The organism is Roseibium sp., assembly GCF_965229775.1.
Classification (GTDB): Bacteria; Pseudomonadota; Alphaproteobacteria; order Rhizobiales; family Stappiaceae; genus Roseibium.
The window spans coordinates 5,117,293-5,141,884 of the sequence record NZ_OZ245929.1 but is presented as its reverse complement, the minus strand read 5'-3'; the positions used below and the strand labels follow the sequence as shown (position 1 = coordinate 5,141,884).

The following is a 24,592-nucleotide window of genomic DNA, read 5'->3' as shown; positions in this document are numbered from 1 at the left end:
GACCTTTCCTGCGAATTGTCAGGGAACCGCTTCCGTGACCCGTCCTACGGTCTCAAGGCTACGACTAAGCTCAAAAGGAGTCGGGTCCGTGAGATCATTTATTCTGGCGCTGGGCCTTCTGCTGTGCGGAGCGGCCCAAGCACAAGAGGTCCCCGAAACGGTCGACCAGGCCGTTGCCGCCGAAAAGGGCTGCATGTCCTGTCATGAAGGGATCGAGAAGTTCACCTCAGGTGCGATGATGGAGAGCATCGAAGCCATGGGTCCCGATCTGGGCGACCCTGCGGGCTGCGTGGTCTGTCACGGCGGCAACCCGCAAGGGCTGACGGCAGCGGAAGCTCACCAGGGCACACCGGCCGATCTGGCAGATGCCGGGGGGCCGCACACGTTTTATCCGGACCCAGGTGCTCTCTGGATCGCCGACAAGTCCTGCGGACAATGCCATGACGGCTATGCCGAGCGTCTGACCAAGTCTCTCATGAACACGGAAGCCGGCAAGCTGCAGGGCAACCTGTGGTCCTGGGGCGTGATCGATACGCATCGCTCCGTCTACGGCAATTATGACCTGGTCGACGAGGACGGCAATGTCCCCTCCGTCGGCACCGATGCCTACAAGGACTACATGGTCGCCTTCATCGAGGCCCATCCGGACCAGATGCCGAGTTCCATGGAACAGGTGCCTGAAGTGGATGTGGACGCGATTTCCGAGCATCCCAATTTGGCCGGTATCACCTATTCGCGCCAGCAGTGCCAGAGGTGCCATGTCGGCGTGACCGGCCGTGAGAAGCGGGGTGACTTCCGGGGCGCCGGTTGCTCGTCCTGCCACGTTCCTTACTCGAATGACGGTTTCTACGAGGGTGGTGACCCGACGATCGCCAAGGACCAGCCGGGTAAGCTCCTGACCCACCAGATGCAGGGGACGCGCAAGTCGAAGGTGAAAGTCGGCGAGGTCGAGTATTCGGGCATTCCGTCGGAGACCTGCAACTCCTGCCATAACCGCGGCAAGCGGATCGGCGTGAGCTACCAGGGCATCATGGAGTTCCCCTATGGGTCGCCGTACAACGAGAAAGGTGGCAAGCAACCCAAGCTGCATACCAAGAACTACGTCTATGTCAAAGACGATCTTCACCACTCCATCGAATCGCGCGACGGCAACCCGGCCGGCGGCATGCTCTGCCAGGATTGCCACACCTCGATCGACATGCATGGTGACGGCAACCTGCCGGGCACGACCCTGGCCCAGGTGGAAATCGAGTGTGAGGACTGCCACGGAACCGTCTCCAAGTTTCCCTGGGAACTGCCGCTTGGCTACGGGGAAGAACACGCCACCGATATCGGCGACACGGCGCGCGGCCTGGCCGACGACGTGACCGCCGAGCAGTACATGGCGGAAGTCTACGAGCCGGAAGACGGATACCTGCTCAGCGCGCGCGGCAACCCGCTCGGCAACGTCATCCGCCGCGGTGACAAGGTCATCCTGCACTCGGCCTCCGGTCTCGACTTCGAAGTGCCGGTCCTGCGCCAGCTCGCGCTTGACGGAAACTGGAAGTCGCCGAATGCCGAAGTCGCCATGATGAGCGTTGGCAAGCACATGGAAAGCATGGAATGCTATGCCTGTCATGCCGACTGGGCACCGCAATGCTACGGCTGCCACATCACGGTGGACTATTCGGAAGGCAAGACCGATGTCGACTGGATCAACAATGCCAACTCGCGCGGCGAGAACGGGCTGACCGCCGACAACGCCATGGGTACCAATGGCCTGACCAGCCCCGGCAAGGTCGCCGAGACACGCTCCTACCTGCGTTGGGAAGAGCCGACTCTCGGCATCAACGGGGAAGGCCGCGTCAGCCCGCTCATGCCCGGCTGCCAGGTGATCACGACGGTCATCGACAAGGACGGCAACACGGTAGCGCACAATGAAACCTGGATGACGCCGGACGCCGGTGGCACGAAGGGGCTTGATCATGCTGCCGTACAGCCGCACACCGCAGGCCGTGAAGCGCGTACATGCGAGAGCTGCCACAACAACCCGAAAGCACTGGGCTATGGCATCTCGGGCGGCCGGTTCATGAAGGGCTATGACAAGGGCTTCGTGGTGGATCTGGAAACGGCGACGGGTGAAATCATCCCGAACCAGACGCAGATGCAGTCACAGGCCGTGCCGAGCCTCGATCATGACCTCAGCCGGATCGTGACGGAGGACGGCAAGCAGCTTGTCACCGTCGGATCCCACTGGCCGCTGACCGGTCCGCTGCCGCAGGACATGCGTGAAAAGATGGAGCGCACGGGCCTGTGCATGGGCTGCCACCAGAACATGACGGACGAGGACTTGTGGAACAAGGTCAACAGCCCGGCATTCCTCAGCAATGAGGAACACCAGGACGTCATGGACCAGGCCGTCCATGCCCTTGCCGACAAGAAGAGCGCGCAATGATGCGCACACGTCCCCCGCACGCGGCCGTGCGGGGGACAGTCCGGCTTATCCTTGGAGCGAACCAATGCGTTTCAGCCTAATTTCCCTTATCGCAGCCACGCTGATGACTGCACCCGCAGCAGCGGCCCCGGGGTCCGTCCTGCTCATCCACTCGAACTACACCGCCGAAGAACTCCTGTCTCCGTGCCAGGAAGCCGACAACGATGCGCGTTGGGGGCAAGCCGCCGAAATCGAGTGCGAACAGTACATTATCGGTTTCGTCGATGCTCTGGAGGTGACCGGTGCCGTCGGCGACGGCAAGGACATCTGCCTGCCGGAACAGAACATTCCGGACGAAGTGCGCTGGGCGTTCATGCGCTGGGTGCACAGCGACTTTACCAAGCGCAAGGTCATGATGGCCGGTGAAGCGCTCATGGAAACCATGAAACAGGACTTTCCCTGCAAGAATTGAATGCAACAGAGAACGACAACGGCGCGGTTTTTCGGAAGTGGAAAGCCGCGCTTGCTACTGGCCACCGTGCTGACGAATGTGGTCGACAAACAGTCTCAGCGGCACCATCTCGCGATAGGCACGCGGGAAGTACAGGAAAAACCCGGGTACCTCGGGCATGAATTCCTGAAGAACCGGTACCAGGTTGCCGCCGAGAACATCTTTCGCGACATAATCCTGCAAGAGGTAAATCAGGCCTTCGCCGCGCCGCGCCGCGTCCACGGCGACGGACAGCGAGTTCACGACAAGTGAGCCGGTGACCGCGACATCCGACGCCCCGGCCGGCCCCTCGACCTTCCAAGGTGCGAACGCGCCGGAACTGTGAAACCTGTAGCGGATGCATTCATGGGCCAGCAGGTCTTCCGGCGTACAGGGCACTCCCGCCTTTTCGAGATATGCGGGCGATCCAACGACCGCAAGCCGCAGCGGTTCAGTCAACCTGATTGCGACCATATCCTGCGCGATCAAATCGCCGAGCCGTATTCCGGCGTGCAGGCCGGCATCCAGGATGTCTTCGAACGCGTCTGCCAGAGAGAGTTCGACGTGTATTTCGGGATAGGCGCTGCGAAATGACGGCAAAAGCTCTGCGACAACGAGATCGTAGGCGTATTCGGGCAGCGCGAGTTTCAAGCTTCCCCTTGCCGAATGACCGGTGGTGCGGGCGCTCTCGAAGGCTTCCGCGATCTGCTCGAAGGCTGGTGACGTGCCGCGCAGAAGCGCACGGCCCGCCTCTGTCAGATTGATGCTGCGTGTCGTCCTGATGAAGAGTGCAGTCCCGATCCTGTCTTCAAGGTTCTTCAACTGATGACTGACCGTTGAAGGCTTCAGGCCAAGAGCGCGCGCCGCGTTCCGCAGTGAACCGTGATTTGCAATCGCCGTGAAGACCTCCAGGGTTGCGAGCGGCAGACGCATGATGTTGATCCTTGTCTCTTGTCTCTTGTCTCTTGTCTCTTGTCTCTTGTCTCTTGTCTCTTGTCGATTGTTCGTTTTGATACAGGAATATAATGAAAACGGGGGCAATTATCATCTGGTGCACAGTATTCTATGTCTGTCTCGTGTCCCGTCGGACTGTGCACCTGCACGATTTGAACCGAATTCCCGCCGGACCGATAAGGACGGAATCCGGTTTGTGGCCGAATTCCGGGGCCGAAAGGAGAAAAGCGATGAAGACAGTCATTCGAAGCGCCGCTTTCGCTGGGGCGCTTCTTGCCGGAGGTCAGGTTATGGCGGCATCGCCGGAAGATAACATCAAGGTGGTTCAGGATTTCTTCGCCGCTTACGGCGCCGGGGATCTGGAAGGTATTGCCGCGGTCATGGACGCGGATGTGAAGTGGCACATACCGGGACGCCACCCGCTGTCGGGAACGAAAAACGGCCGCGATGAAGTGCTTGCCTTCTTCGGGCAACTTGGCGTTGCCGGCTTCAAGGCGGAACCCATCTATTTCGGTGCAGACGAAACGCACGTTGTCGACATTCACCGGGGCTGGTCCAACGCAGACGGCAAGCCGAATGTCGATACCACCTGGGCGCTGGTTTACCGGATTGAAAACGGCAAGATTGTCGAAGCCACAAATCTGAGCGCCGACCAGGACGCGGCAAACACGTTTTTCTGGTCCCAGTACAAGCTGGCACCCGTGCCGGAAAGATTGGCGCAATGACGAGAAGGCGCGCACTCGTTACCGGTGCCAACCGCGGCATCGGGCTGGCGATCGCAAGGGATCTGGCTGCAAGGGGCTGTCATGTCTATATGGGCGTGCGCGATATGGCCGCGGTGGTTGAAGTCGCGCGCGATCTTGATGCGGACGCGGTCGCGCTGGACGTCGCCGATGCTGACAGCATCAAACGCGCTGCCGAGGAGATCGGACCGGTCGACATACTCGTCAACAATGCCGGCGTTCTGGGGGCGGGGCGGCTGCTTGATGATCCGGAGGACTTCGAACGATCCATGTCCGTCATGGTGCACGGTCCGTACTTGCTGATGCATCTGTGCACACCCGCGATGGTGCGCAATCGCTACGGCAGGATTGTCAACGTGTCGTCCGGTTGGGGCGCTTTTTCCGACGGTGTTTCGGGCCCCGCCGCTTACGGTGTCGCCAAGGCGGCCCTCAATGCCCTGACAGTTGCCTCGGCCAGAACCTTGCCGAACAGCGTCAAGGTGAACGCGATGTGTCCCGGCTGGGTGCGCACGCGCATGGGTGGGGCGTCGGCGTCGAGATCGCCGGAAGAGGGGGCCGATACGGCCATCTGGCTGGCAACGCTCGATGCGGACGGACCGACGGGCGGCTTCTTCCGCGACCGCAAGCAAATTGCCTGGTGAGTAAGGATGAAAAAAGGTCCGGGGATTGATCTTGTCCTTGGAGAGGGCGTTGCTTGCGGTGCTGCCAAACCGGCCGGTTCGCTTCAAACTGCGCCCTGCGGCAATAATAAATATCGATTTTTTCCAAATCCAGAAGATCTGCTCCAGTCAATGCGGCGTAGTGTCCCTGTAATTCAATCGACACCAGGAGTAGTTGTCATGAAAAAGAGCCTTATGGCCCTTGCGGGAGCAGTGTGTCTTTTTGCCGGTCAGGCAAACGCAAATACAATCGTAGATATCGCTGCAGGTGATGAGCGTTTCAGTACTTTGGTTGCTGCAGTACAAGCTGCAGGTTTGGCTGACGCACTGCAGGGACCGGGGCCTTTCACCGTATTCGCTCCGGTCAATGACGCGTTTGCGGCACTTCCGGAAGGTACCGTCGAGACGCTGCTGAAGCCGGAAAACAAGGACCAGCTCACCAACGTTCTCCTGTATCATGTCGATGACCGTGAACTGACATCCAACAAGATCCCGGTCGGTTCGAACTACTTCAAGCCGCTCCTGACCAGCGAGCGCACCTGCATCACGCGCTCCAACAGCGGCGTCGACATTGCCGACGGCACCGGGTCGAGCGCCAACGTGATCATTGCCGACATCAAGGCGGATAACGGCGTGATCCACGTGATCGACAAGGTACTGCTGCCGGGTCAGCGTCCCGATTGCCATTAAGGCCGAGCATGGCCGGATAAGGCTTCAGGGATCCTGATCCCTCGAGATCCCCGAGCAGGTTCACCGGATACCGGTGAGCCTGCTTTTCTGTTTTGGTGTGCGTTATGCGTGTTTGTCTTTTGTCTTGCCCGATCAGGTTCCGGCATCGCACAAATGATTCAGAAGAGAATCTTGCCTGTCCGGGAGACAAATTATGCGCGCGATCACATATGACCGGTTCGGACCGGCAGCGGACGTTCTGACCCTTGAAGATGTGCCGGTTCCGGCTCCGGCGCCCGGCGAAGTTCTGGTCCGGCTGCACATGTCCGGGGTCAATCCGTCGGATATACGCGCAAGGGCCGGCGGACGCCCCGGCGTGACGGAACCGCCATTCCCGAAAATCATTCCACACAGCGACGGTGCCGGTGTGATCGAGTCCGTCGGCGAGGGAGTGCCGTCAGGCCGCGTCGGGGAACGCGTCTGGATCTGGAACGGCCAATGGCAGAGAGCCTTCGGTACGGCGGCGGACTACATCTCGTTGCCTGCGGAGCAAGCGGTGACGCTGCCCGATCACGTTTCCTTCGAGGAGGGCGCCGTTCTCGGCATTCCCGGTCTCACGGCCTGCCACGCCGTCCTGGGCGGCGGGCCCGTCGCGGGACAGACGGTCCTTGTCAGCGGCGGTGCGGGAACCGTCGGTCGCCTGGCCATCCAGGTCGCTGCGGCCTCCGGTGCGCGTGTGCTGTCAACCGCGCGCGGAGACGAGGCGATGGCGGCCGTTAAGAATGCCGGAGCCGAAGAGGTGTTCGACTACACGGATGACCATCTGGCAGAGCGCATTCTCGAAGCGACGGATGGCCGGACCATAGACCGGATCGTCGAGGTGGAGTTCGGCAAGAACGCCGAGACCAATACGAAGATCATTTCCGAACGCGGCACCATTGCGGCCTTCGGGTCGGCGAAGGACATGACGCCGGTCTTGCCGTTTTATCCGTTGATGTTCAAGGCGGTGACCATCGATCTGGTTCTGGTCTACATCCTGTCCGCCTCCGAACGCGAAACAACGGTTGCCAACCTCTCGGATCTGCTCAATCGCAACGCGCTCAACTTTCAGATTTCCGACGTCTTGCCGCTCGAAGACTGCGCAGCGGCGCATGACATGATTGCGGGTGGAAACCGGTCCGGGTCCGTTCTGCTCAAGATGTGAGTGGCGCTGCGGCTTGAAGTGACCTTTTGGCGGAATTGCTTCGCTGTTGCGTTCGCGGCAATCTGCCAGATGAAACCAGACCTGAAGCCGGCCATGCCCTGGAGTGCGCTGTCCGGTCCCGACGCGGAGGATATGACCCATGAAAGAGATCGTGATTGCAAGCGCTGCGCGCACGGCCGTCGGCAGTTTCGGCGGAGCACTCAAGGACACGCCGCCCTGCGATCTTGCGACGCGCGTCGCAGCGACTGCGATCGAACGGGCCGGTATTCAGGCGGATCAGATCGAGCAGGCGTTTTTCGGCAACGTGATCCACACCGAGCCGCGTGACATGTACCTGTCCCGGGTTGCGGCGCGCCAGGCAGGGGTCCCGGATCACGCGCCCGCTCTGACGATGAACAGGCTCTGCGGCAGCGGGCTGCAGGCCGTGGTCTCCGCCGTACAGGCGATTTCCATGGGCGACGGCGAGACCGCGCTCGTGGGCGGGGCGGAAAACATGAGCCGGGCCGGCTACCAGCTGCCGGGCGCACGCTGGGGGCAGAAGATGGGCGACACCGGGATCGTCGACATGATGATCGGTGCGCTGCATGACCCGTTCGGCATAGGCCATATGGGTGTCACGGCGGAAAACGTCGCCGAGCGCTATGAGATACCCCGTGAACGGCAGGATGAATTCGCGGTTGAGAGCCATCGCCGCGCCAGCGCGGCCATTCAGGACGGTCATTTCAAGGACCAGATCGTTCCGCTCACCGTCGGACGTCGCGGCAAGGAGCGTGTCTTCGATACGGATGAACACGTCAGGCACGATGCCAAGCTGGAGGACATGTCCGGCTTGCGTGCCGTTTTCAAGAAGGACGGGATGGTCACCGCCGGCAATGCGTCCGGTCTGAATGACGGGGCGGCTGCGATCATCCTTGCATCGGCCGACAAGGCCTCCGAACTGGGGCTGAAGCCGCTTGCACGGATCCGCTCCTATGGTGTTGCCGGTGTCGATCCCGCGGTGATGGGCATCGGCCCGGTGCCCGCGATGCAGATTGCGATGAAACGCGCCGGTGTGAGCGCCGATGACCTGGACGTGGTTGAATCGAATGAGGCCTTTGCGGCGCAGGCCTGTGCGGTCAATGACCTCCTTGGGCTTCCGTCCGAAAAAGTGAACCCGAACGGCGGCGCTGTTGCCCTTGGGCACCCGATCGGCGCGACAGGGGCAATCCTGATGACCAAGCTTGTCTATGAACTTGGCCGGACGGGCAAGACGCTCGGGGCGGCGACCATGTGCATCGGCGGCGGGCAGGGGATCGCGGTCCTCGTCGAGCGCCTCTAGGGTACGTACCCATAAATGAAGCCGATTTGGCGGCAGAAATGGCAAAATCTCGCGAGGAAGCGTGCGCAGAGCGGGCTTTATGCCCGGTCAAGCGCGGTGACGCTGCGAGGTAAAGCCATTTTGCCGTCCTTCGGATTTGGCCGTTTTGGCCATCTGCCGCGTCGCGAAAGGCTTGAAAATGAACCACATTTCCTGCGCTTTCGTTCCTCGCAGTTGGTCAAAACGATCCAAACCAAATTGACTTCATTTATGAGTCCGTACCCTAAGGTACGTACCCCAAGGTGTCGACGCCTGAGACCGAGCCACGAGTTTCAGGCGACCGGGCGATTGACTTGTACCGGGCGGGGACAGACACTCGCGCACGGGTTCAACACATCTGTCCGGTCGCACCAATGAAACTCAGTCTGATCAAATCGATGCTTGCTGTTCTGATGGTTGGTGTCATGACCATTTCGGCGGATGCCGTCGATCCGGACGAATGGGATACAAAGCCGCCCGAACCAACACCGACTTCGAAGGAATGCGCCGACGGCGAGGCCTGGGACGAGCGCTCCGGGAAATGCGTCAAGCTGGAGTCCCGTATCCTTGACGATCTGGACCGCTTCAGGGCGGCCCGGGAACTGGCATACGTGGGCAGGTTCGCCTCGGCGGCAATGGCGCTTGATGCAATGACGGATCAGGCGGATACGCACGTGCTGACCTATCGCGGGTTCCTGGCGCGAAAATCCGGGGACTGGCTGGCAGCGCACGTCTTCTATGACCGGGCGCTTGCCGTTGATCCGGACAATCTCGCGGCGCGCTCTTATCTCGGGATGGGGCTCGTCGAAAAAGGAGAACTTGAGGCTGCGCGAGAACAACTGTCCGAAATCCGGTCGAGAGGCGGCCGCGAAACCTGGCCGGAGCGCGCTCTTCTCATGTCGCTAAGATCGGGAGGGGCGGCGTTTTACTGAGCCTGCCGGCTTCAAGACGATATGTGCCGGCCGGCCTTCCGTGCGGTCTGCAAAGCGCCGGATGAAAAAAATTGCCTCACGATGAATAAAACCCGGGCGATGGTGTCTACCGGATATCGCGAGCTTAATTCGGGAGGAGAATGATCATGAAATTTGTTGTCGCACCTGCGGTTGTCGCCCTCAGCCTTTTCGGGGCACAGGCCCTTGCCGGCGAGACCCCGGCCAATCCGGACGCCAAGGTCTATTTCGTCAATCTGAATGACGGAGACAAGGTAAGCGGACCGGTCACGGTCGTCTTCGGTCTGTCCGGAATGGGCGTTGCGCCGGCGGGCATCGAGAAGGAAAACACGGGGCATCACCATCTCCTGATCAACCGGGCACCGATCGGCGAGGGGGAAGATGGCGCGGACGAGTTCATCTACAACATCCCGGCTGACGACAACCACAAGCACTATGGCGGCGGCCAGACCGAGACCGTGCTTGACCTCGGCCCGGGCGAGCACACGCTTCAATTGGTGCTTGGTGACCTCAACCATGTCCCGCACGATCCGCCGATCTTCTCCGACGTGATTACCATCACCGTCGAATAGATCTTGCTTGCTGCCGGCGGCACTGCCGCCGCCGGCCGGCTGGAGTTCAACATGAAATCTCGCTCTGTCAGGGACATGCTGCCGAAAGCTTTGCCGTCGATCTGGCGGTTCGCGCTCAGCCTGACCGGTGACATCGAGATGACAAACGACCTCGCGCAGTCCACGTGTCTGCGGGCGGTCGAAAAAGCCGATCAGTTTCGGGAAACGGGAAGTTTCGAAGGCTGGTGCCTGCGGATCTGCCGGTCGATCTGGCTGAACGAACTGCGCAGCCGTGCCCGGCGGCAGGACAAGGCATTTGCCACGGTCGACATTGACCAGATCGCGGATATCGCCCCGGAGATCGAGACCAACCTCTTTGCCCGGGAGGTCATTGCGCGGGTCATGGCGTTGCCCGATGCACAGCGCAGCGTTGTGGAACTCATCTTCGTGCAGCAATTCACCTATTCGGAGGCCGCGGTCATTCTGGATGTGCCCATCGGGACCATCATGAGCCGCCTGCACGCCGCGCGTAAGGTGCTGAAGGCGTTTGCGGACAATCCCGCAGTCGAAAACAGAAAGGAGAAGACATGACCTATTCAGATCAGGAACTTCTTGACTTTCTGAACGGTGACATGGACCCGCGGCGTGCAGAGCAGGTCGAACAGACCATGCGCGTCGACCGCGAACTGGAACATCGGGTGATGGCGCTCGATCCGATTGCCGCGCCGGTACGCGGCGCGATGAGAGGACTGCCCGGCAGGCGTGTGCTGGCCGATCTGGAACGCTCGGCAATTGATGACGTCAAACGCGGCGGAACCGGTCCGCAATGGACGAAGCTGGCCGTTGTCCTGGTTCTGGGGGCCGTGATCGGCGGCGGAGCGATGTGGCTCGGCGGACCGTCTGCGGATGACTGGCGGGGCAGGGTCGCGCAATACCAGTCGCTCTATGTCGCCGACACGGTGAGACTGACCATCGCAAGTTCCGACGTCCTGGAACGTCAGCTCGAAGTCGCCAGCGAAAAACTCGGCCGGCCCCTGGAACAGGCATCGCTGGAAGCGCCGTCCTCGCTCAGGCTTGCACGGGTTCAGGTGCTTGGACTCGACGATGCGCCGCTGATCCAGATCGTCTACCAGGATGCGGAAGGAACGCCTTTCGCGCTCTGCGTCACGACGGCCGGCCCGCGCGGTGAAGCCAACGAGCCTTCGTCGGAAATGCTCCACGGCCTTGCAACGACAGCCTGGGAGGACGGGTCTTTCCGCTACATATTCGTGGGCGGTGACGATCTCGGCAAAACCGGCAAGGTCGCGTCCGAGCTGAAAGGCGTGCTTTGAGCGCGTGTTTTTTGGCCTATCAGCTTCCCTTGATGTGCGGGGGCATTTTCAGCCCGTCCGCCTCGAGTTCTTCCGGGTCCCAATAGGCGATGTAGATGCCCTCGGGCTCCCGCGCGTCGGTCATTTTTTCGATGATCTCCGGCGTCCGGGTGATGCGGGTGTGATGGCGGCGGGCCCAGGCGAAATGCAGCGCCTTCAGCCGCTCGACCTGTTCTTCGTAATCGGGATTGCCGCCCAGATCGTCGAGTTCCTCCGGATCCGATTGCAGATCAAACAGCATCGGGCGCATGTTCTCGACATGAATGTATTTCCAGCGACCGTCGAAGACCATCACCAGCCGGGCGTCGGACTGGTCCACACCGACCGCACGGCGGGCGTCGCGGGTTGCATAATCGTATTCGGAGATGCAGTGATCCCGCCAGTCGCCGGTCTTGCCATGCAGCAGCGGCTGGAGTGAACGCCCCTCGAACACGTGCGGCTTTTCGGGCCCGCCGAGGAACTGCTGAAAGGTTGGCGCCAGATCGATGCCCTCGACAAGGGCATCAGAGGCGGTTCCGCGCGTGGCGTCGGCCGCTTGCCGGGGGTCGTAAACGATCAGGGGAATACGCGCCGAACAATCGTAGAAAAGGTCTTTCTCGCCGAGCCAGTGGTCGCCCATGTTGTCGCCGTGGTCGGAGCAGAAGACGACCATGGTGTCCTGCATTCTTCCGCTGGTTTCCAAATAGTCGAACAACCGGCCCATATTTTCGTCGAGTTCCTTGATGAGGCCCATATAGACCGGCGCGACAATGTCCCTGACATTGTCGCGCGCGAAGCTCCGGCATATGCGCGTCTCGCTCCAGGCCTTCATGAGCGGATGCGTGTGTTCGCCGTCCCTGCGGTTGACCGGTGGAAGATCGCTCGCCGAATACATGTCATTGTAAGGGGCAGGCGCGAGATACGGCCAATGGGGTTTTATGTAGCTCAGGTGGCAGAGCCAGGGATCGTCGCCTTGGCTCTCCATGAATTCGATGCCGCGTGTCGTGAGCCAGGCGGTCTCGGAATGTTCCTTGGGGACACGCGCGGGAAGGGGCGCCGTTTCCAGGAGCCAGCCGGACATGAGCTGACCATCCGGTCCGATCGCCGTGTTCGCCCATTCCTCCCAGGGCGTTTCGCCGTCCATGCCGTGCGCACGCAGGTATTCTTCGTAGTCTTCGGCGTGACGGTTCTTGTCGGTTGCCGCGTTCGTGCCGTCATCGCGCACAAAGACATCGAACCCGCATTCGCTGACCAATGCCCCGATGGTGCTTTCCGGATCGATACCGAGGCGCTTCATGCCTTCCGCATCGGCGCGCATGTGGGTCTTGCCGACCAGGGTGCTGGTGATACCGATTTCACGCAGGTGATCGCCGAGCGTCGGTTCTCCGACACGAAGCGGAAAGCCGTTCCAGGTGGCTCCGTGGCTGCGCACATAGCGGCCGGTATAAAAACTCATCCGGCTGGGTCCGCATATCGGTGACTGGACGTAGGCACGGTTGAACCGGACGCCTTTTGCCGCAAGGCGATCGAGGTTCGGTGTCTCAATGTGGGTTGCGCCGTAGCAGCTCAGGTAATCCCAGCGCAGCTGATCCGCCATGATCCACAATACGTTCATCTGATGCCCATCACTTTTCTGGAGAAGGTTCGACGTCTGATCCTGAAAGGCTGAGTATGCCGAGACATTGGACCGCTATTCACCGGGAGCCGCAGTGTCAGCGCGGCGCCCTGTAGAGACCCTCCGACTTGAGCACCTCTATGTTGGTTGCCTCGCGCGCCATTGCGCGCTGCACCGCGGGCCGCTCGTTGTTAAGGTCGAAGTGCCTGCGGATGTTCGGGTAGTTCTCGCCCGGATAGCCGACACCGGTGATCCGGCCCCAGACCCAGTACAGGTATCCGTCCAGGGCAGACCAGGTATCGCCGTACCACCAGGGGCCATCGGCGAGGCGCGCCTCGATCATGTTCATGATCTTGTTCATGGCCTCGATGCCGACCGGGCGCACAATTTCGAATGACAGGGCCTTGTCCTCGATGAACTTGAGCGGCATCGCCACCCGGGTCACGATCGGGTGCACCGTTGCGGAAAAGAACGACAGGTCGGCGATCTGTTGTGCACTTTCGAACGCGTCCGACGTTTCCGGCAACAGGTTTGCCTCCGGGAATCGGGCATTCAGCCAACTGAGGATCGCGACATTCTCGGTCAGTGGAACGCCGTCGACAACCAGGGTCGGCACCTTGCCTTTCGGATTGATTTTCAGGAATTCCGGCGAGTTCTGCTGGTTGGCGGCAGTGCGCACCAGTTCCGTCTCGAAGGGGACACCGATTTCCTCGAGCGCGATGGTCGGCACGCGTGCGCAGGTGTTCGGGGCGACAAAAAGCAAAAATTCAGGCATTGAAACTCTCCATAATACCTCTATTACTATCAAAATAGAAAAAATGTCGATATTTTTGATGCTGTGTCTCGCGTCGCTTGGGAGGGTTGGCCGGCAAAGCGGGGGCAAAGGAAACATCGATCAGGGAGGAAAACGATGTCTCGAATTGTCTTGGGAACCCTTGCCGCAATTTTGTGCCTGACGACCGGTGCACAGGCACAAACAATATTATCCGCGGAGACGGCTGCACCGAACACCACACCGGGAATTTCCATCATTGCGCTGTCCGAGGCGGCGGCAAAAGCCGGGGTCGCGGATATCCAGGTGACCTCCGGACAGACGCTGACGAACTCGGTCCAGAATGTTGCCGAGGGCAAGACCGATATCGCCGCCGCGCCGTTCATTCTGCCCTTCCTTTTGTCGAAGGGGGTCGGGCCCTACGCAGGGCTCGGTGCGGAGAAAGGTGCGGAACTCGCAGGCGAACTCGCCGTCCTCTACACATACCGGATTTCGGTTCAGGGGCTCATTGCGTTCGACAGTTCGAACATCAGCGGCTGGGACGGCCTGGAGGGAAAAACCATTTTCAACGGTCCGCCCCGCGGTGCCGCGCTGACCAACGCGCGGCTGCTCATCAAGACCAATACCGGTCTTGAAGAAGGGTCAGGCTATACGGGTGTCCAGGTGAACTGGGGGCAGGCAGTCAAGACGATGCAGGACGGCTCCGCGGATGCCTTCGTGCTGCCCATGTCATTCCCCGATCCGCGTGTGTCCGCGAGCCTGGCATCCGGCAACATGACGATCTTCTCGGTTTCGAAGGAGGTTTTTGACAGCGAGGCGTTCAACAACGTCGCCAAACTGCCCGGAACCGTGAAGTTCTCCATGCCGATCGAAGACATGGGCTACGGTGATGGTGTCACGATCATTTCCGAGGACGGAACCTTCCGGGGGCCCGGCACTGTTGGTGCGGACATCGTGAACAAGAGCATGGATTTCGACACGGCAAAGTCGCTGACGGCCGCGGCCATTGAAAACATCGAGTCGATCTATCATGCGAAAGCGCCGTTCATGCCCGTGACCTGGCATGGCGAGACCGCGATCGAAATCACGGACATGTGCGGACCGAACCCGCTAAAGTACCACCCGGGGGCGGTCGCTGCCTGGGAAGAAGCCGGATACACCCTTCCTGACTGTGCCAAGTAAGGTCCGGATCAACCGGCCGGGTGCACCTTGCGCCCGGCCGGTGTCCGGCAGGTGAACGGTACAATGGTCGGCTCAAACGATACCCGGGATCGTCGCAGTTTCTCTCTTCAGCTGCTCTATTTCCTTTCGGTTGCGATGGTGCTTGTCGGCCTCGTCAATTCGACGCCCGGCATCCCTGGCTATGACGCCCTGATCGCGAACCTGTCGGGCAACGACGCCGCCAAACTCCGCAAGTTTCCGTTCGAATGGTTTTATCCGTTCTTCTTCGCGCTGATGATGCTGATTGTCGTCTTGAAGCACTCCCTTTGGCGCGACTGGCGGGACAAAAGCGTGATCAAGCGCCGATTCGGCCTTTATCTCGATCTCGCGCTGGTGGTGATGGCGTTCACGGTTTCGCTTACCTACCTCATCGAGATCGAGTCGGTGTGTCTCGTGGACCGTATCACCGGCGACCGGGCCCGCTTGATCGAGGAGAGCCTGGCGGCTGCGGCCGCGTTCAGCGAAAGTCTGGGTCTTCCGGCGCCGACAACCGTCGAAGACCCACAATGCGTGAACACGACCGGCGGTTGGCTCGTACTGATCGTGGGCCTGGCGATCGTCGTGTTCCTTTCCTACAACGTCAAGGTCTGGGGACTGCCGCTGGTGATCGTCGCGATCCTGGTCTCGGCCTACACGATCCTTACCGTTCTGATCTGGTATGTTTACGGTGCGGACGACATCAACAAGTACTTCGTAACCAAGCTGGCAGGCGAGCCGCGCCTCTTGTCGGACGGCCGGCCGCGTGTCCACGATGTCCTGGTCAACAATTCCTCGGGTCTTCTCGGACGGTTCATGGACATCGTCCTGAATACGATCTTTCCCTATCTGGTTCTCGGTGCGCTGTTCGGAAGTTCTGCCGGAGGAAAGTCGCTGATCAAGCTGGCATTCCGCTGGACGCGGCATCTGCGCGGCGGTCCCGCACATGCGGCCATCGTGTCGTCGGCGATGTTCGGCACGATCTCCGGGGGGCCGATCGTCAATGTCCTGTCGACCGGCGTCCTGACCATCCCGATGATGCTCAAACGCGGTTTCAGCAAGGTGTTCGCGGGCGGCGTCGAGGCGGCCGCCTCGTCGGGCGGGTCGATCATGCCCCCGGTGATGGGGGTCGCCGCCTTCATCCTGGCGTCACTCACCGCGATCCCCTATTCAAGCGTCATCGTTGCGGCCATCATTCCCGCACTGGCCTATTTCTATTGCCTGTTCCTGTCGGCGATCTTCCAGTCGAGGAAACAGAACATCACCGCAATCGGCAAGATTACGGAAGAGATGACACTGGAGCGCCAGGACTATCTCAATCTGGTGATGATCTTCGGTCCGATCCTGCTGATCCTGATGCTTTTGCTGACCCCCAAGGATGCGGTTGGCTGCGGGCTGTTCGGCGGACTTCTGGGCGCTGAGCGGGTCTTTACCGATGCCGGCTGTCAGGTGCAGAGCCTGAGCTGGATCCAGCAGGCCATTCAGAACTCTGCCGGCTCGGCCGGTGCTGCAGGATGGTGGGCGGTGATGCTGCTGCTCGGATTGCTGTTTCTGGATCCCGAAGTGCGCGCGCGGCCCGGCAAGATCGTCGATGCACTGTCGAATGCGGGTATCCTGATCTCGACGCTCTACCTGATGTTTCTCGCGGTCTCGATCATCGACTTCTGCCTGTCCTTCACGGGGCTGCCGGTGTTCCTCTCGCTCGATGTTCTGGCCTGGCTGAACAGGCTCGACCTGGGCGGCAGCGGCTCTACCTTCTTCCAGTTTGTCGCACTCCTGATGACAATGCTGCTGGCCGTGCTTCTGGGCATGGGCATGCCTGCCGTGCCGGCCTACATCAACGCGGCGCTGCTCATGGGGCCCGTTCTCGCCGGTCTCGGCCTCTCGCTGTTCACGTCCCACATGTTCATCTTCTACTTCGCCGTTGCGAGTGCCATCACGCCCCCCGTTGCGCTGGCGGCTTTCGCGGCCGCCACGATCACCAAGGCGGAGCCCGTGGCGACTTCTCTCTCCGCGGTGCGGTCCGGGATCGTGATGTTCGTGGTGCCGTTCGTCTTTGCCTTTTACCCGGAATTGCTCCTTATCAACGAAGCGCGGCTCGATCCCCAGGCGAGCGGGGGGAACGCCTATTTGCCGGGATATGACGCCGACGTCCACCTTGTCGCGATGCTCCTCCTGCTCGGGCGGTTGCTGGTCGCGCTCTATCTCCTGTCGTCCGCGCTTGCTGCGTTCGACCGGCGCGCGCTGCCGGCCTGGGAGATCGGGCTGCGGCTTGGCCTGGCGGTGATGCTTATGATGAAACTTGAACTGATCTGGATCGGCGCGGCGGTGGTGACTGCATTGCTCCTGGTCCTGCACAACCGGTCCGCCGCCCATGCCAAAACGGCCTGACTTCGTCCTCTTCATGACCGATCAGCACAGGGCCGACTTCCTCGGCTGCGCCGGTCACCCGGTCCTGAAGACCCCGAATATTGACGCAATCGCTGCCACCGGAACGGTGTGGGACCGGTTTTACGTTGCCAGCCCGGTGTGCATGCCCAACCGCGCGAGTTTCATGACCTGCCGGGTGCCTTCCAGCCACGGCGTCCGTGCAAACGGTATTCCGCTCGACAAGCGGCATGTCACCTTCGTCGAGCTTCTGCGCGATGCGGGATACAAAACCGCGCTCATCGGCAAAAGCCACCTGCAGACTTTTTCCGGCAAACCGCCCATGCTTGAAGCGCCGGAAACGCGCACCGGGTTCCACCGCGCATCGGGCAAGCTGTCACAAGCTGTCAGGCATGATCTTGAGACCTATCTCGCCGAGGACCCGGGCCGGACGTCCTACGACACGCCGCTGCCGTTCTACGGTTTTGACCATGTGGAACTCGTCACAAGGCATGGGGACGCCTGCGGCGGCAACTACCGGGACTGGCTTTTGGAACGGGCTCCCGATGCCGACCGGCTTCTCGGAGCTGAAAACCAGCTGCCGCATGACTATGTCTGCCCGCAAGCCATTCGCACGGCCCTTCCCGAGGAGCTTTACTCCACCCGTTACATTGCCGAACGCGCGTCGGCCTGGCTTGCGCAAAACGCGGATGACGAGCAGCCTTTCTTCCTGATGGTGTCCTTTCCAGATCCGCATCACCCGTTCAACCCGCCGGGACGATACTGGGACATGTACGATCCGGCGGACATGCCGATCCCTGCCGTCTTCGAGGCGAATGACTGGAACCCTCCGGCGCATGTGGCGAGCGTGCTTGAAGACCGCGAGACCGGACGGGCGAATCCGGGTTCATTTGCTGTTCTGGGCACCTATGCCCAGGAGGTGAGGGAGGCCCGTGCGCTGACCTGCGGCATGATCTCGATGATCGACGATGCCGTCGGGCAGGTGCGCGCGCAGGCAAAGGCGAAGGATGCCGTGACGATTTTCACGACGGATCATGGCGACCATCTCGGGGACCACAGGATGCTCTTCAAGGGACCCGCAGCCTATGAGGAGCTGACCCGGGTCCCGTTCATCTGGTCGGACCCGCAGGCAGACGGACACGGACGGACCGCGGAAATCGGTCAGACCCATGATATCGGGACCACCGTTCTGGAGCGGGCCCGTGTCGAACCCGCAATCGGCATGCAGGGGCGTTCGCTGCTGTCGGGCGGGCGGGAGGCCGCTTTCATACAGTACGACCACCAAAAGACCAATCGTGGCCTCGGGCGCGTTCCGCGCATTCACACGCTGCGAACCGCGGATTGGCGTTTGTCGATGTTCGAGGGGATCGCCTGGGGCGAACTCTATCATCTGCGCGACGATCCCGGTGAATTCCACAATCTTTGGGACAGTCCTCTTCATGCGCGGCAGCGCGCCGAACTCATGGAGATGCTTGTCCGCCAGGAATTGGCCCATGTGGACCGTGTGCCGCTGCCGACGGCACAGGCATAGCCGGTAGATCAACGCAATAAACGATCGTTGTGACACACGTCGGCGCGAACCTTGCTCTAACCATGGATTTTGCTTTCTGTCGCCTTTCGCACTTTTCCTTGCATCCCATCGCCGTTTGCCGCGCAATTGCGGCCTGGTTTGTGAGGGTCTGGCCTAGGAAAGCAGTTCTATTTGTGTTTGAAGTTTAAAAGACCAAGTACGCATCAGTTCTGTGGGGGCGACGATGTTTCATATTGCTTCGGTTTTCGCCAAGCCGGTTCTCGACAAACTCGGAGTCTCAGCAGAGGCGAAGGAACGGTTTGTGGCCCTGCAGAAGGCTGTCACCGGGGATGCCGGGACGGCCTGGATACCGCTGTCGCGGCCTTCTGCCACCCTCGATTTTTCCACTCATCAGCAGACTGAATCCTCGGTGTTCAACACCGGTGCCATTGAAACCAAGAATGGGCCGGTCAACTGGACCGAATTTGTCTGGGATACCGATCAGCACATCAAGGACTGCATCCTTCACAAGGTGTCCTGGCGCTTTTACAGCAACAAGCTGATTTGCCTCGAGATTTGCGCCAGCAAGGACAACGAGGGTTTTGACGGCAGCGACCTGATCGGCCACCGGCTCGAGCTCAGAGACAGGACCGGTTTCCTGATCGGGATCTGGGCAGCCGCGTTTCTGATCGTCAAGAATACGACAAGGCGGAGTTTTCAGACTTCGGCGGAAGACGATCACAAGGTTCTTGATCTGCATTTCGACATGCTGGCCGAAAAGCAGAACGGGCTTTCATTCCGGATTTAGAAATGAACGGAATTTTTCACTTGCTCAACTTCGGTGCATGAAGCGGGCCGGCATAGAAACGCCTGTCAGGATCCGGCCGGAGGCGGCGGTCTACGGTGCAATGCGGGGAGCAGCGGCGGTCGTGATCGGTGGAGAGCGCTTCTCTCCACCAATCGACTGTCTCACTCGATGGTGCCCGGGAGCGAGAGGTCGCCCGAGGCGACATCAAAAACATCCGTGACGCACAACAGCGGTGCGTGAATGCTCTCGTTGACCTTCAGTGCCGATGTCACGCCGTCATAGGACGCGCCGGTAACGTCACCGTTGACGGCAGCCCTGATCGTGATCTCCGGTCCGTCGAATACGGGCGTGAAGCCCGGACTGTCGAGCAGGATGGGAAAACCCGGCCAGGTGGCCGGCAATCTGGGGGTCGTGTTTTCCGGGATGTCCTTGACTGCAAGAGCGCCTGGACCGCAGGCCTCGGTCGGGGCGAGAACCACCCAATGGCTGTGCCAGACGCCGCCGTCATTGCCGAGATCGCCGTCAAGATTTTCGTCGTAAAGCGGCGTGTCGTCGAAGTCGGGGTGATTGGTCGCCGCCATCGCGAGAATGCCGGCGCCTTCCTCGAAACCGACCAGGGAGGGATCAAGCGTCGTCGGCCAGACATAGGACCAAACGGCCGCCCCCGCGACTTCACCGGTCGGCTCCGGCGTGTCGGCACCTGCGACACCGTTGGTGGTCATGTGAAACGTGAGAACATTGCCATCGGAGTGAATATGCGCGGCGATGATGTCCAGGGACGCCGTCTTGCTCTTCTTTACCGGCGAATGGATCGCGGTCTCCTGGTTGACCGCGTGGGTGTTTTTGTCATGTGCAAGCGCCGGCCCGAAAGTCAGCAGGGCGCAGGACGTCAGACAAATGATTGAGGGGCGCATCGAAAAACTCCTTTCGTGTTTGATGGATGTTAATTAATAGTGAGTCGCTACTATTGCAAGGATTATTTTGAGTCGCTACTTATAGATCATGGAAAACGACTCCCGATCACGTGTTCGTCCGCTGCTGGATCGCCTTCAACGGCTCATTGCCTCCGAAGACTGGGCGGACGACCTCAACCCCGCGCAGCGCAGTGCGCTTGGATATCTTGTGCGTGCGAACCGGTTTTCGCGCTCGCCGTCCCAGGTCGCCGACTATCTGTGCACGACAAGGGGGACGGCCTCGCAGACATTGAAAGCGCTGGAGAAAAAGGGGTTGATTGAGCGTTCGGCGTCTGACGCTGACAAACGGACCATTTCCTACGATGTCACGCAGGCGGGTTTCGACGTGGCCGGCCGGATGGATGCGCTCGACGAGGCACTTGGGAGGCTCGACACGGAAAGCGGCGCCGCGTTGGAGAAAACGCTCTCCGAACTGATCAGGCTTCAGCTCGCGGCACGCGGTTTCCGGTCATTCGGGCTGTGCAGAACCTGCAAATATCACAGGACGGCGGAGGCCGGGCTTTATTGCACGCTGCTTCAGGTCGACCTCACGGCCGAGCAGGCCGACGAGCTGTGTCACGAACACGCCGCTGCCTGAAACCCGCATCCAGGCGTTGAGATGAAGCGCCGATGACCGCCGGTTTATCCGGCGTCTTCCGGGCTGGACGCAGGCCGTTCCGGCTGGCATCGTCGCGTCATGGCAAGACACATCATTCAACAGGCGGACGAAGCTGCCGACGGCCGTCGAACCGCACCGGCGGCCCTGCGCAACAGTGGTCCGCTGATTGAAGCACTCCGGCAACGGTTGCCCTCCGAAGGACGCGTCCTGGAAGTGGCGAGCGGCACCGGTCAGCATGCGGCCGCCTTCTCAGAAGCGTTTCCGGAACTTGACTGGGTACCCTCCGACGTCGACCCCGGGCAAAGGGAGAGCATTGCCGCCTGGCGGCGCAGCAGCGGCCTGAAGAACCTTGCCGAACCTCTGGCCATCGATATCTCGGCCTCCTGGCCGGTCGGGCAGGGGTTTGCCCAGGCGGTCCTGACCGTCAATCTTCTTCATCTCGTACCGGCGACGTTTGTCTCGCGGTTTTTTGAAGAGGCGCGTTCAGCGCTGCGTGGCGGTGGCCGGGTGATTGTCTACGGTCCGTTTCTGCGAGGGTCGTCCTACGCTTCGGATGGTGATCGTGCATTTGACACGTCGCTGCGTGCCCGGGATCCCGCGATCGGGTACAAATCGGTCGAGGCCGTGTCTGAAATTGCAGGCGCAGCCGGGTTTTCGCCCTTGGCAAACGATGCGATGCCGGCGAACAACCTTCTTCTGACATTCAACCTGCCGTGACGGTCAGGCCTTGCGTCCGAGATAAACGGCCTGCGTGACCTCGCGGCCCTCCTGCAGCGGGTTTGCGAATACGACAGGCTCGACCCATGCCTGGTCAAAGGCTCCGGCCAGCCGATTGGTGATGGCCTCATCGGGTGGCTCATCCGACCAAAGCCCGACGATCCCGCCAGGTTTCAGGAAACGCTGCACGGAGCGGAGGCCTTCTGCCGTGTAGAAGCCCTTGGAGCCTCCGTGCAGAAGCCGCTCCGGCGTGTGGTCGATGTCGATGAGGAGCGCGTCATAGAGGCGTCCGGGATGCTCGGCATCAAACCCATCCGGCGATGCCGCCAATGCAAAGAAGTCTCCTTGCACAAGCCGGCATTTCGGGTCGTCGGCGAGCTCGGTTTTCATCGGCACCAGTCCCTCCCGGTGCCAGCGGATCACGGGTTCCAGAAGATCGACCACATCAAGCGAGTGCAGGCGTTCATCCGCCAGCACGGCCCTGGCGGTGTAACCAAGTCCGAGACCGCCCACCAGCACTTCCAGCCGGTCGCCTTTCAGCGCGGCCATCCCCTTGTCGGCCAGTGCGATTTCGGACGCGGTGAACAGGCTCGACATCAGATGTTCGTCCCCGAGCAGGATTTCGAAGACATCGATCCCGAGCGACAGGATATGCCTTCGCCGCAGCGAAATCGCTCCGATCGGGGTCGGGGCGTAGTCCAGTTCTTCAAACATTCTGCTCATCCCGGCACCGTGGCAGGTCGGGCGGACAAAGGGAAGTGCAGAGTTGCCGCAATCCGGAACACGGGGTCCGGCGCGGCCGCCGTTGCTGACCGGACACGGTGCGTGCGCCGGTGAAAGCCGAGTTGACATCGCTCCGGCAATCTTTGAATTCTGACGCTCGGACCGGGTTGGCTTTGCGGGACTACAGTTGAAAAGGGGAGGCGCATGTTCGTTTATCAGGAGCTGTCGGCACGCGTGGCAGCGCAACGGCCGGTGCGGGTGGGTCTGATCGGTGCGGGCAAGTTCGGGTCGATGTTCCTGAGCCAGGTTCCGACCACGCCAGGGTTGACGGTGTCGGCAATTGCGGATCTGCGTCCCGACAATGCCCGCAAGGCGTGCGCCGAAGTCGGCTGGACGGAGGATCTGGCCGGCGGCGTGGCCTTCACCGACGACGCCATGGCCATGATGACGCGTGACGATGTGGATGTTGTTGTCGAAGCGACCGGCAACCCTGTCGCGGGTCTTGTTCATGCCCGGGAGGCAATCCGGCAGGGCCGGCACGTTGTCATGGTCAATGTTGAAGCCGATGTGCTGGCCGGCGCGCTCCTGGCGGAAGAGGCGCGCGCGGCGGGCGTGGTCTACTCGATGGCCTATGGTGACCAGCCGGCGCTGACCTGTGAGATGGTGGAGTGGGCCCGGTCCTGCGGGTTCAGCGTCGTCGCGGCCGGCAAGGGCACAAAATACCTGCCCAGCTACCATGCGTCCACGCCGGATACGGTCTGGGATCATTATGGCTTGACGCCAGAGCAGGCAGCGGCCGCCGGCATGAACGCGCAGATGTTCAACAGTTTCCTCGACGGCACCAAATCCGCGCTCGAAATGGCTGCGATTGCCAATGCAACGGGTCTGACGCCGCCGCCGGACGGCCTGCTGTTCCCGCCTGCCGGAATGGATGATCTGGCGCATGTTCTGCGCCCCGTTGAAGATGGCGGTCAGCTGGCCGGAAAAGGCATGGTGGAAGTCGTGTCTTCCCTGGAGCGGGATGGCCGGCCGGTATTCCGGGATCTTCGCTGGGGCGTCTATGTCGTCATCGAAGCACCGAACCCTTACGCCGCCGCCTGTTTCCGGCAATACGGCATGAACACGGACGCCTCCGGACGCTACTCGGCGATGTACAAGCCCTTTCACCTGATCGGGCTCGAGCTGAACGTTTCCATCCTGTCCGCTGCATTGCTCGGCAAGCCGACCGGCTCGACGCTGTCCTTCGACGCCGATGTTGCCGCGACGGCCAAACGCGACCTTGCCATCGGTGAGAGACTGGACGGGGAAGGCGGATCGACGGTCTGGGGCAAGCTGTTGCCGGCAAGAACCTCGCTTGCGCGGGGCGCGCTGCCGATCGGCCTTGCCCACGGCGTGACATTGAAGAACGGCATTGCCGCCGGACAGATCGTGACCTGGGACGACGTCGACATTGACGAGACCGCCGATGCCGTGAGGATCCGCCGCGAGATGGAGCAGCGTTTCGGTTAAGTCCGGTCTGCCTCACAGCCGCTTGTGTTTGCCGCTATTTGGAAAACACTTTGGCGGCGGCGGTGATCAGATCGCCTAAACCGTCAATCTCGTTTTGTTTTCGCGTGACCTTGGTTCCATCCTTGTGGAAAATGATGACCTCGCCCTTGGGCAGGTCCGGATCTTTCGTGACACGTACTTTCTCGCCCTCGAAATCGATAACGACGCCCGTGCGCCATTCCCGGCGAATGAGCATGACGAGGTCGACGAGAGCCCGGACGCCGAGGATTGCCAGGATCGTCAGTTCGAATCCGCTGGCGCCAAGTCCCTTGCCGGTCTTGAAGCTGTCGCCTTCCGCCGCCTCTCTGACGGCGCTCTCGATACTCGCCTGTTCCTCCGGCGAATCGGGCGTGAATTCCACGTCGATTTCAACGGTCGTCATCGTATCCATGTTGCTTCCATCCTCCTGATCGAATGACATACG

Annotated in this window: 24 protein-coding genes; 18 read left to right on the top strand and 6 right to left on the bottom strand. The window is 60.9% G+C overall.

The features are described from left to right. The first annotated feature begins 88 nt into the window (after nt 1–88). Together ACO07N_RS23140 and ACO07N_RS23135 are read left to right on the top strand one after the other, a co-directional pair. Complete coding sequence (locus ACO07N_RS23140; protein ID WP_421983273.1) at nt 89–2,434, top strand: hypothetical protein; 2,346 nt, start codon at nt 89–91, stop codon at nt 2,432–2,434. Between the two features lie 64 nt (nt 2,435–2,498). Further along, entirely contained in the window at nt 2,499–2,885 is a 387-nt protein-coding gene (locus tag ACO07N_RS23135; RefSeq protein ID WP_421983272.1) for a Rap1a/Tai family immunity protein, read from the top strand. Nucleotides 2,886–2,939: 54 nt separating this feature from the next. Here ACO07N_RS23135 and ACO07N_RS23130 read toward each other — a convergent pair whose 3' ends face one another. Next, nucleotides 2,940–3,836 carry a LysR family transcriptional regulator gene (locus tag ACO07N_RS23130; protein WP_421983271.1) on the bottom strand — a complete coding sequence of 299 codons (897 nt, stop codon included), beginning with the start codon at nt 3,834–3,836 and terminating at the stop codon, nt 2,940–2,942. A gap of 251 nt (nt 3,837–4,087) precedes the next feature. Here ACO07N_RS23130 and ACO07N_RS23125 point away from each other — a divergent pair, with 251 nt between their 5' ends. From ACO07N_RS23125 to ACO07N_RS23085, 9 genes are all read left to right on the top strand, one after another. Then, nucleotides 4,088–4,582 carry a nuclear transport factor 2 family protein gene (locus tag ACO07N_RS23125; protein WP_421983270.1) on the top strand — a complete coding sequence of 165 codons (495 nt, stop codon included), beginning with the start codon at nt 4,088–4,090 and terminating at the stop codon, nt 4,580–4,582. Further along, nucleotides 4,579–5,241 carry an SDR family NAD(P)-dependent oxidoreductase gene (locus ACO07N_RS23120; RefSeq protein ID WP_421983269.1) on the top strand — a complete coding sequence of 221 codons (663 nt, stop codon included), beginning with the start codon at nt 4,579–4,581 and terminating at the stop codon, nt 5,239–5,241. Before ACO07N_RS23125 ends, ACO07N_RS23120 begins: the two co-directional genes overlap by 4 nt. Before the next feature lie 6 nt (nt 5,242–5,247). Further along, complete coding sequence (locus ACO07N_RS23115; RefSeq protein ID WP_421983268.1) at nt 5,248–5,949, top strand: fasciclin domain-containing protein; 702 nt, start codon at nt 5,248–5,250, stop codon at nt 5,947–5,949. Between the two features lie 193 nt (nt 5,950–6,142). Beyond that, nucleotides 6,143–7,132, top strand: coding sequence for an NADPH:quinone reductase (locus ACO07N_RS23110; protein ID WP_421983267.1), 990 nt, complete (start codon nt 6,143–6,145; stop codon nt 7,130–7,132). A gap of 139 nt (nt 7,133–7,271) precedes the next feature. Then, nucleotides 7,272–8,450 (top strand): beta-ketothiolase BktB, encoded by a 1,179-nt coding sequence (gene bktB, locus ACO07N_RS23105; RefSeq protein WP_421983266.1) that lies wholly within the window; start codon nt 7,272–7,274, stop codon nt 8,448–8,450. 392 nt (nt 8,451–8,842) lie between these two features. Continuing rightward, a complete protein-coding gene (locus ACO07N_RS23100) occupies nt 8,843–9,400 on the top strand; it encodes a tetratricopeptide repeat protein (protein WP_421983265.1) in 558 nt (185 codons plus the stop codon). 146 nt (nt 9,401–9,546) lie between these two features. Then, entirely contained in the window at nt 9,547–9,990 is a 444-nt protein-coding gene (locus ACO07N_RS23095) for a DUF4399 domain-containing protein (RefSeq protein WP_421983264.1), read from the top strand. Between the two features lie 51 nt (nt 9,991–10,041). Then, complete coding sequence (locus tag ACO07N_RS23090; RefSeq protein WP_421983263.1) at nt 10,042–10,560, top strand: RNA polymerase sigma factor; 519 nt, start codon at nt 10,042–10,044, stop codon at nt 10,558–10,560. Next, nucleotides 10,557–11,300 (top strand): hypothetical protein, encoded by a 744-nt coding sequence (locus ACO07N_RS23085; protein WP_421983262.1) that lies wholly within the window; start codon nt 10,557–10,559, stop codon nt 11,298–11,300. The genes ACO07N_RS23090 and ACO07N_RS23085 overlap by 4 nt, the downstream gene beginning before the upstream one ends. A gap of 19 nt (nt 11,301–11,319) precedes the next feature. Here ACO07N_RS23085 and ACO07N_RS23080 read toward each other — a convergent pair whose 3' ends face one another. Both ACO07N_RS23080 and ACO07N_RS23075 read right to left on the bottom strand, forming a co-directional pair. Then, a complete protein-coding gene (locus ACO07N_RS23080) occupies nt 11,320–12,933 on the bottom strand; it encodes an alkaline phosphatase family protein (RefSeq protein WP_421983261.1) in 1,614 nt (537 codons plus the stop codon). 97 nt (nt 12,934–13,030) lie between these two features. Then, nucleotides 13,031–13,708: a glutathione S-transferase family protein gene (locus ACO07N_RS23075; RefSeq protein WP_421983260.1), complete on the bottom strand. Its 678-nt coding sequence runs from the start codon at nt 13,706–13,708 to the stop codon at nt 13,031–13,033. Between the two features lie 135 nt (nt 13,709–13,843). On the opposite strand from ACO07N_RS23075, the gene ACO07N_RS23070 reads away from it, so the two are divergent. The 4 genes from ACO07N_RS23070 (at nt 13,844) to ACO07N_RS23055 (ending at nt 19,608) form a co-directional block, all read left to right on the top strand. Further along, nucleotides 13,844–14,887, top strand: coding sequence for a TAXI family TRAP transporter solute-binding subunit (locus tag ACO07N_RS23070; protein ID WP_421983259.1), 1,044 nt, complete (start codon nt 13,844–13,846; stop codon nt 14,885–14,887). 63 nt (nt 14,888–14,950) lie between these two features. Then, the gene (locus ACO07N_RS23065; RefSeq protein WP_421983258.1) at nt 14,951–17,293 is read left to right on the top strand and encodes a TRAP transporter fused permease subunit; all 2,343 of its coding nucleotides are present in this window, start codon (nt 14,951–14,953) and stop codon (nt 17,291–17,293) included. Next, entirely contained in the window at nt 17,277–18,821 is a 1,545-nt protein-coding gene (locus ACO07N_RS23060) for a sulfatase (RefSeq protein ID WP_421983257.1), read from the top strand. The genes ACO07N_RS23065 and ACO07N_RS23060 overlap by 17 nt, the downstream gene beginning before the upstream one ends. Nucleotides 18,822–19,044: 223 nt before the next feature. Then, nucleotides 19,045–19,608: a hypothetical protein gene (locus ACO07N_RS23055; RefSeq protein ID WP_421983256.1), complete on the top strand. Its 564-nt coding sequence runs from the start codon at nt 19,045–19,047 to the stop codon at nt 19,606–19,608. Between the two features lie 161 nt (nt 19,609–19,769). Here ACO07N_RS23055 and ACO07N_RS23050 read toward each other — a convergent pair whose 3' ends face one another. Next, nucleotides 19,770–20,522, bottom strand: coding sequence for a hypothetical protein (locus ACO07N_RS23050; RefSeq protein WP_421983255.1), 753 nt, complete (start codon nt 20,520–20,522; stop codon nt 19,770–19,772). A gap of 88 nt (nt 20,523–20,610) precedes the next feature. On the opposite strand from ACO07N_RS23050, the gene ACO07N_RS23045 reads away from it, so the two are divergent. Both ACO07N_RS23045 and ACO07N_RS23040 read left to right on the top strand, forming a co-directional pair. Further along, entirely contained in the window at nt 20,611–21,159 is a 549-nt protein-coding gene (locus tag ACO07N_RS23045; RefSeq protein ID WP_421983254.1) for a MarR family winged helix-turn-helix transcriptional regulator, read from the top strand. A gap of 99 nt (nt 21,160–21,258) precedes the next feature. Continuing rightward, nucleotides 21,259–21,897, top strand: a complete 639-nt coding sequence (locus ACO07N_RS23040; protein WP_421983253.1) for a DUF938 domain-containing protein — start codon at nt 21,259–21,261, stop codon at nt 21,895–21,897. A gap of 3 nt (nt 21,898–21,900) precedes the next feature. Here the strand turns inward: ACO07N_RS23040 and ACO07N_RS23035 are convergent, their stop codons facing one another. Beyond that, on the bottom strand, nt 21,901–22,611 hold the full coding sequence (locus ACO07N_RS23035) for a spermidine synthase (protein WP_421983252.1): 711 nt from the start codon (nt 22,609–22,611) through the stop codon (nt 21,901–21,903). Nucleotides 22,612–22,824: 213 nt separating this feature from the next. Here ACO07N_RS23035 and ACO07N_RS23030 point away from each other — a divergent pair, with 213 nt between their 5' ends. After that, on the top strand, nt 22,825–24,129 hold the full coding sequence (locus ACO07N_RS23030) for an NAD(P)H-dependent oxidoreductase (protein ID WP_421983251.1): 1,305 nt from the start codon (nt 22,825–22,827) through the stop codon (nt 24,127–24,129). Nucleotides 24,130–24,163: 34 nt separating this feature from the next. On the opposite strand, the gene ACO07N_RS23025 is transcribed toward ACO07N_RS23030, so the two are convergent. Then, nucleotides 24,164–24,559 (bottom strand): hypothetical protein, encoded by a 396-nt coding sequence (locus ACO07N_RS23025; protein WP_421983250.1) that lies wholly within the window; start codon nt 24,557–24,559, stop codon nt 24,164–24,166. Nucleotides 24,560–24,592 lie beyond the last annotated feature (33 nt).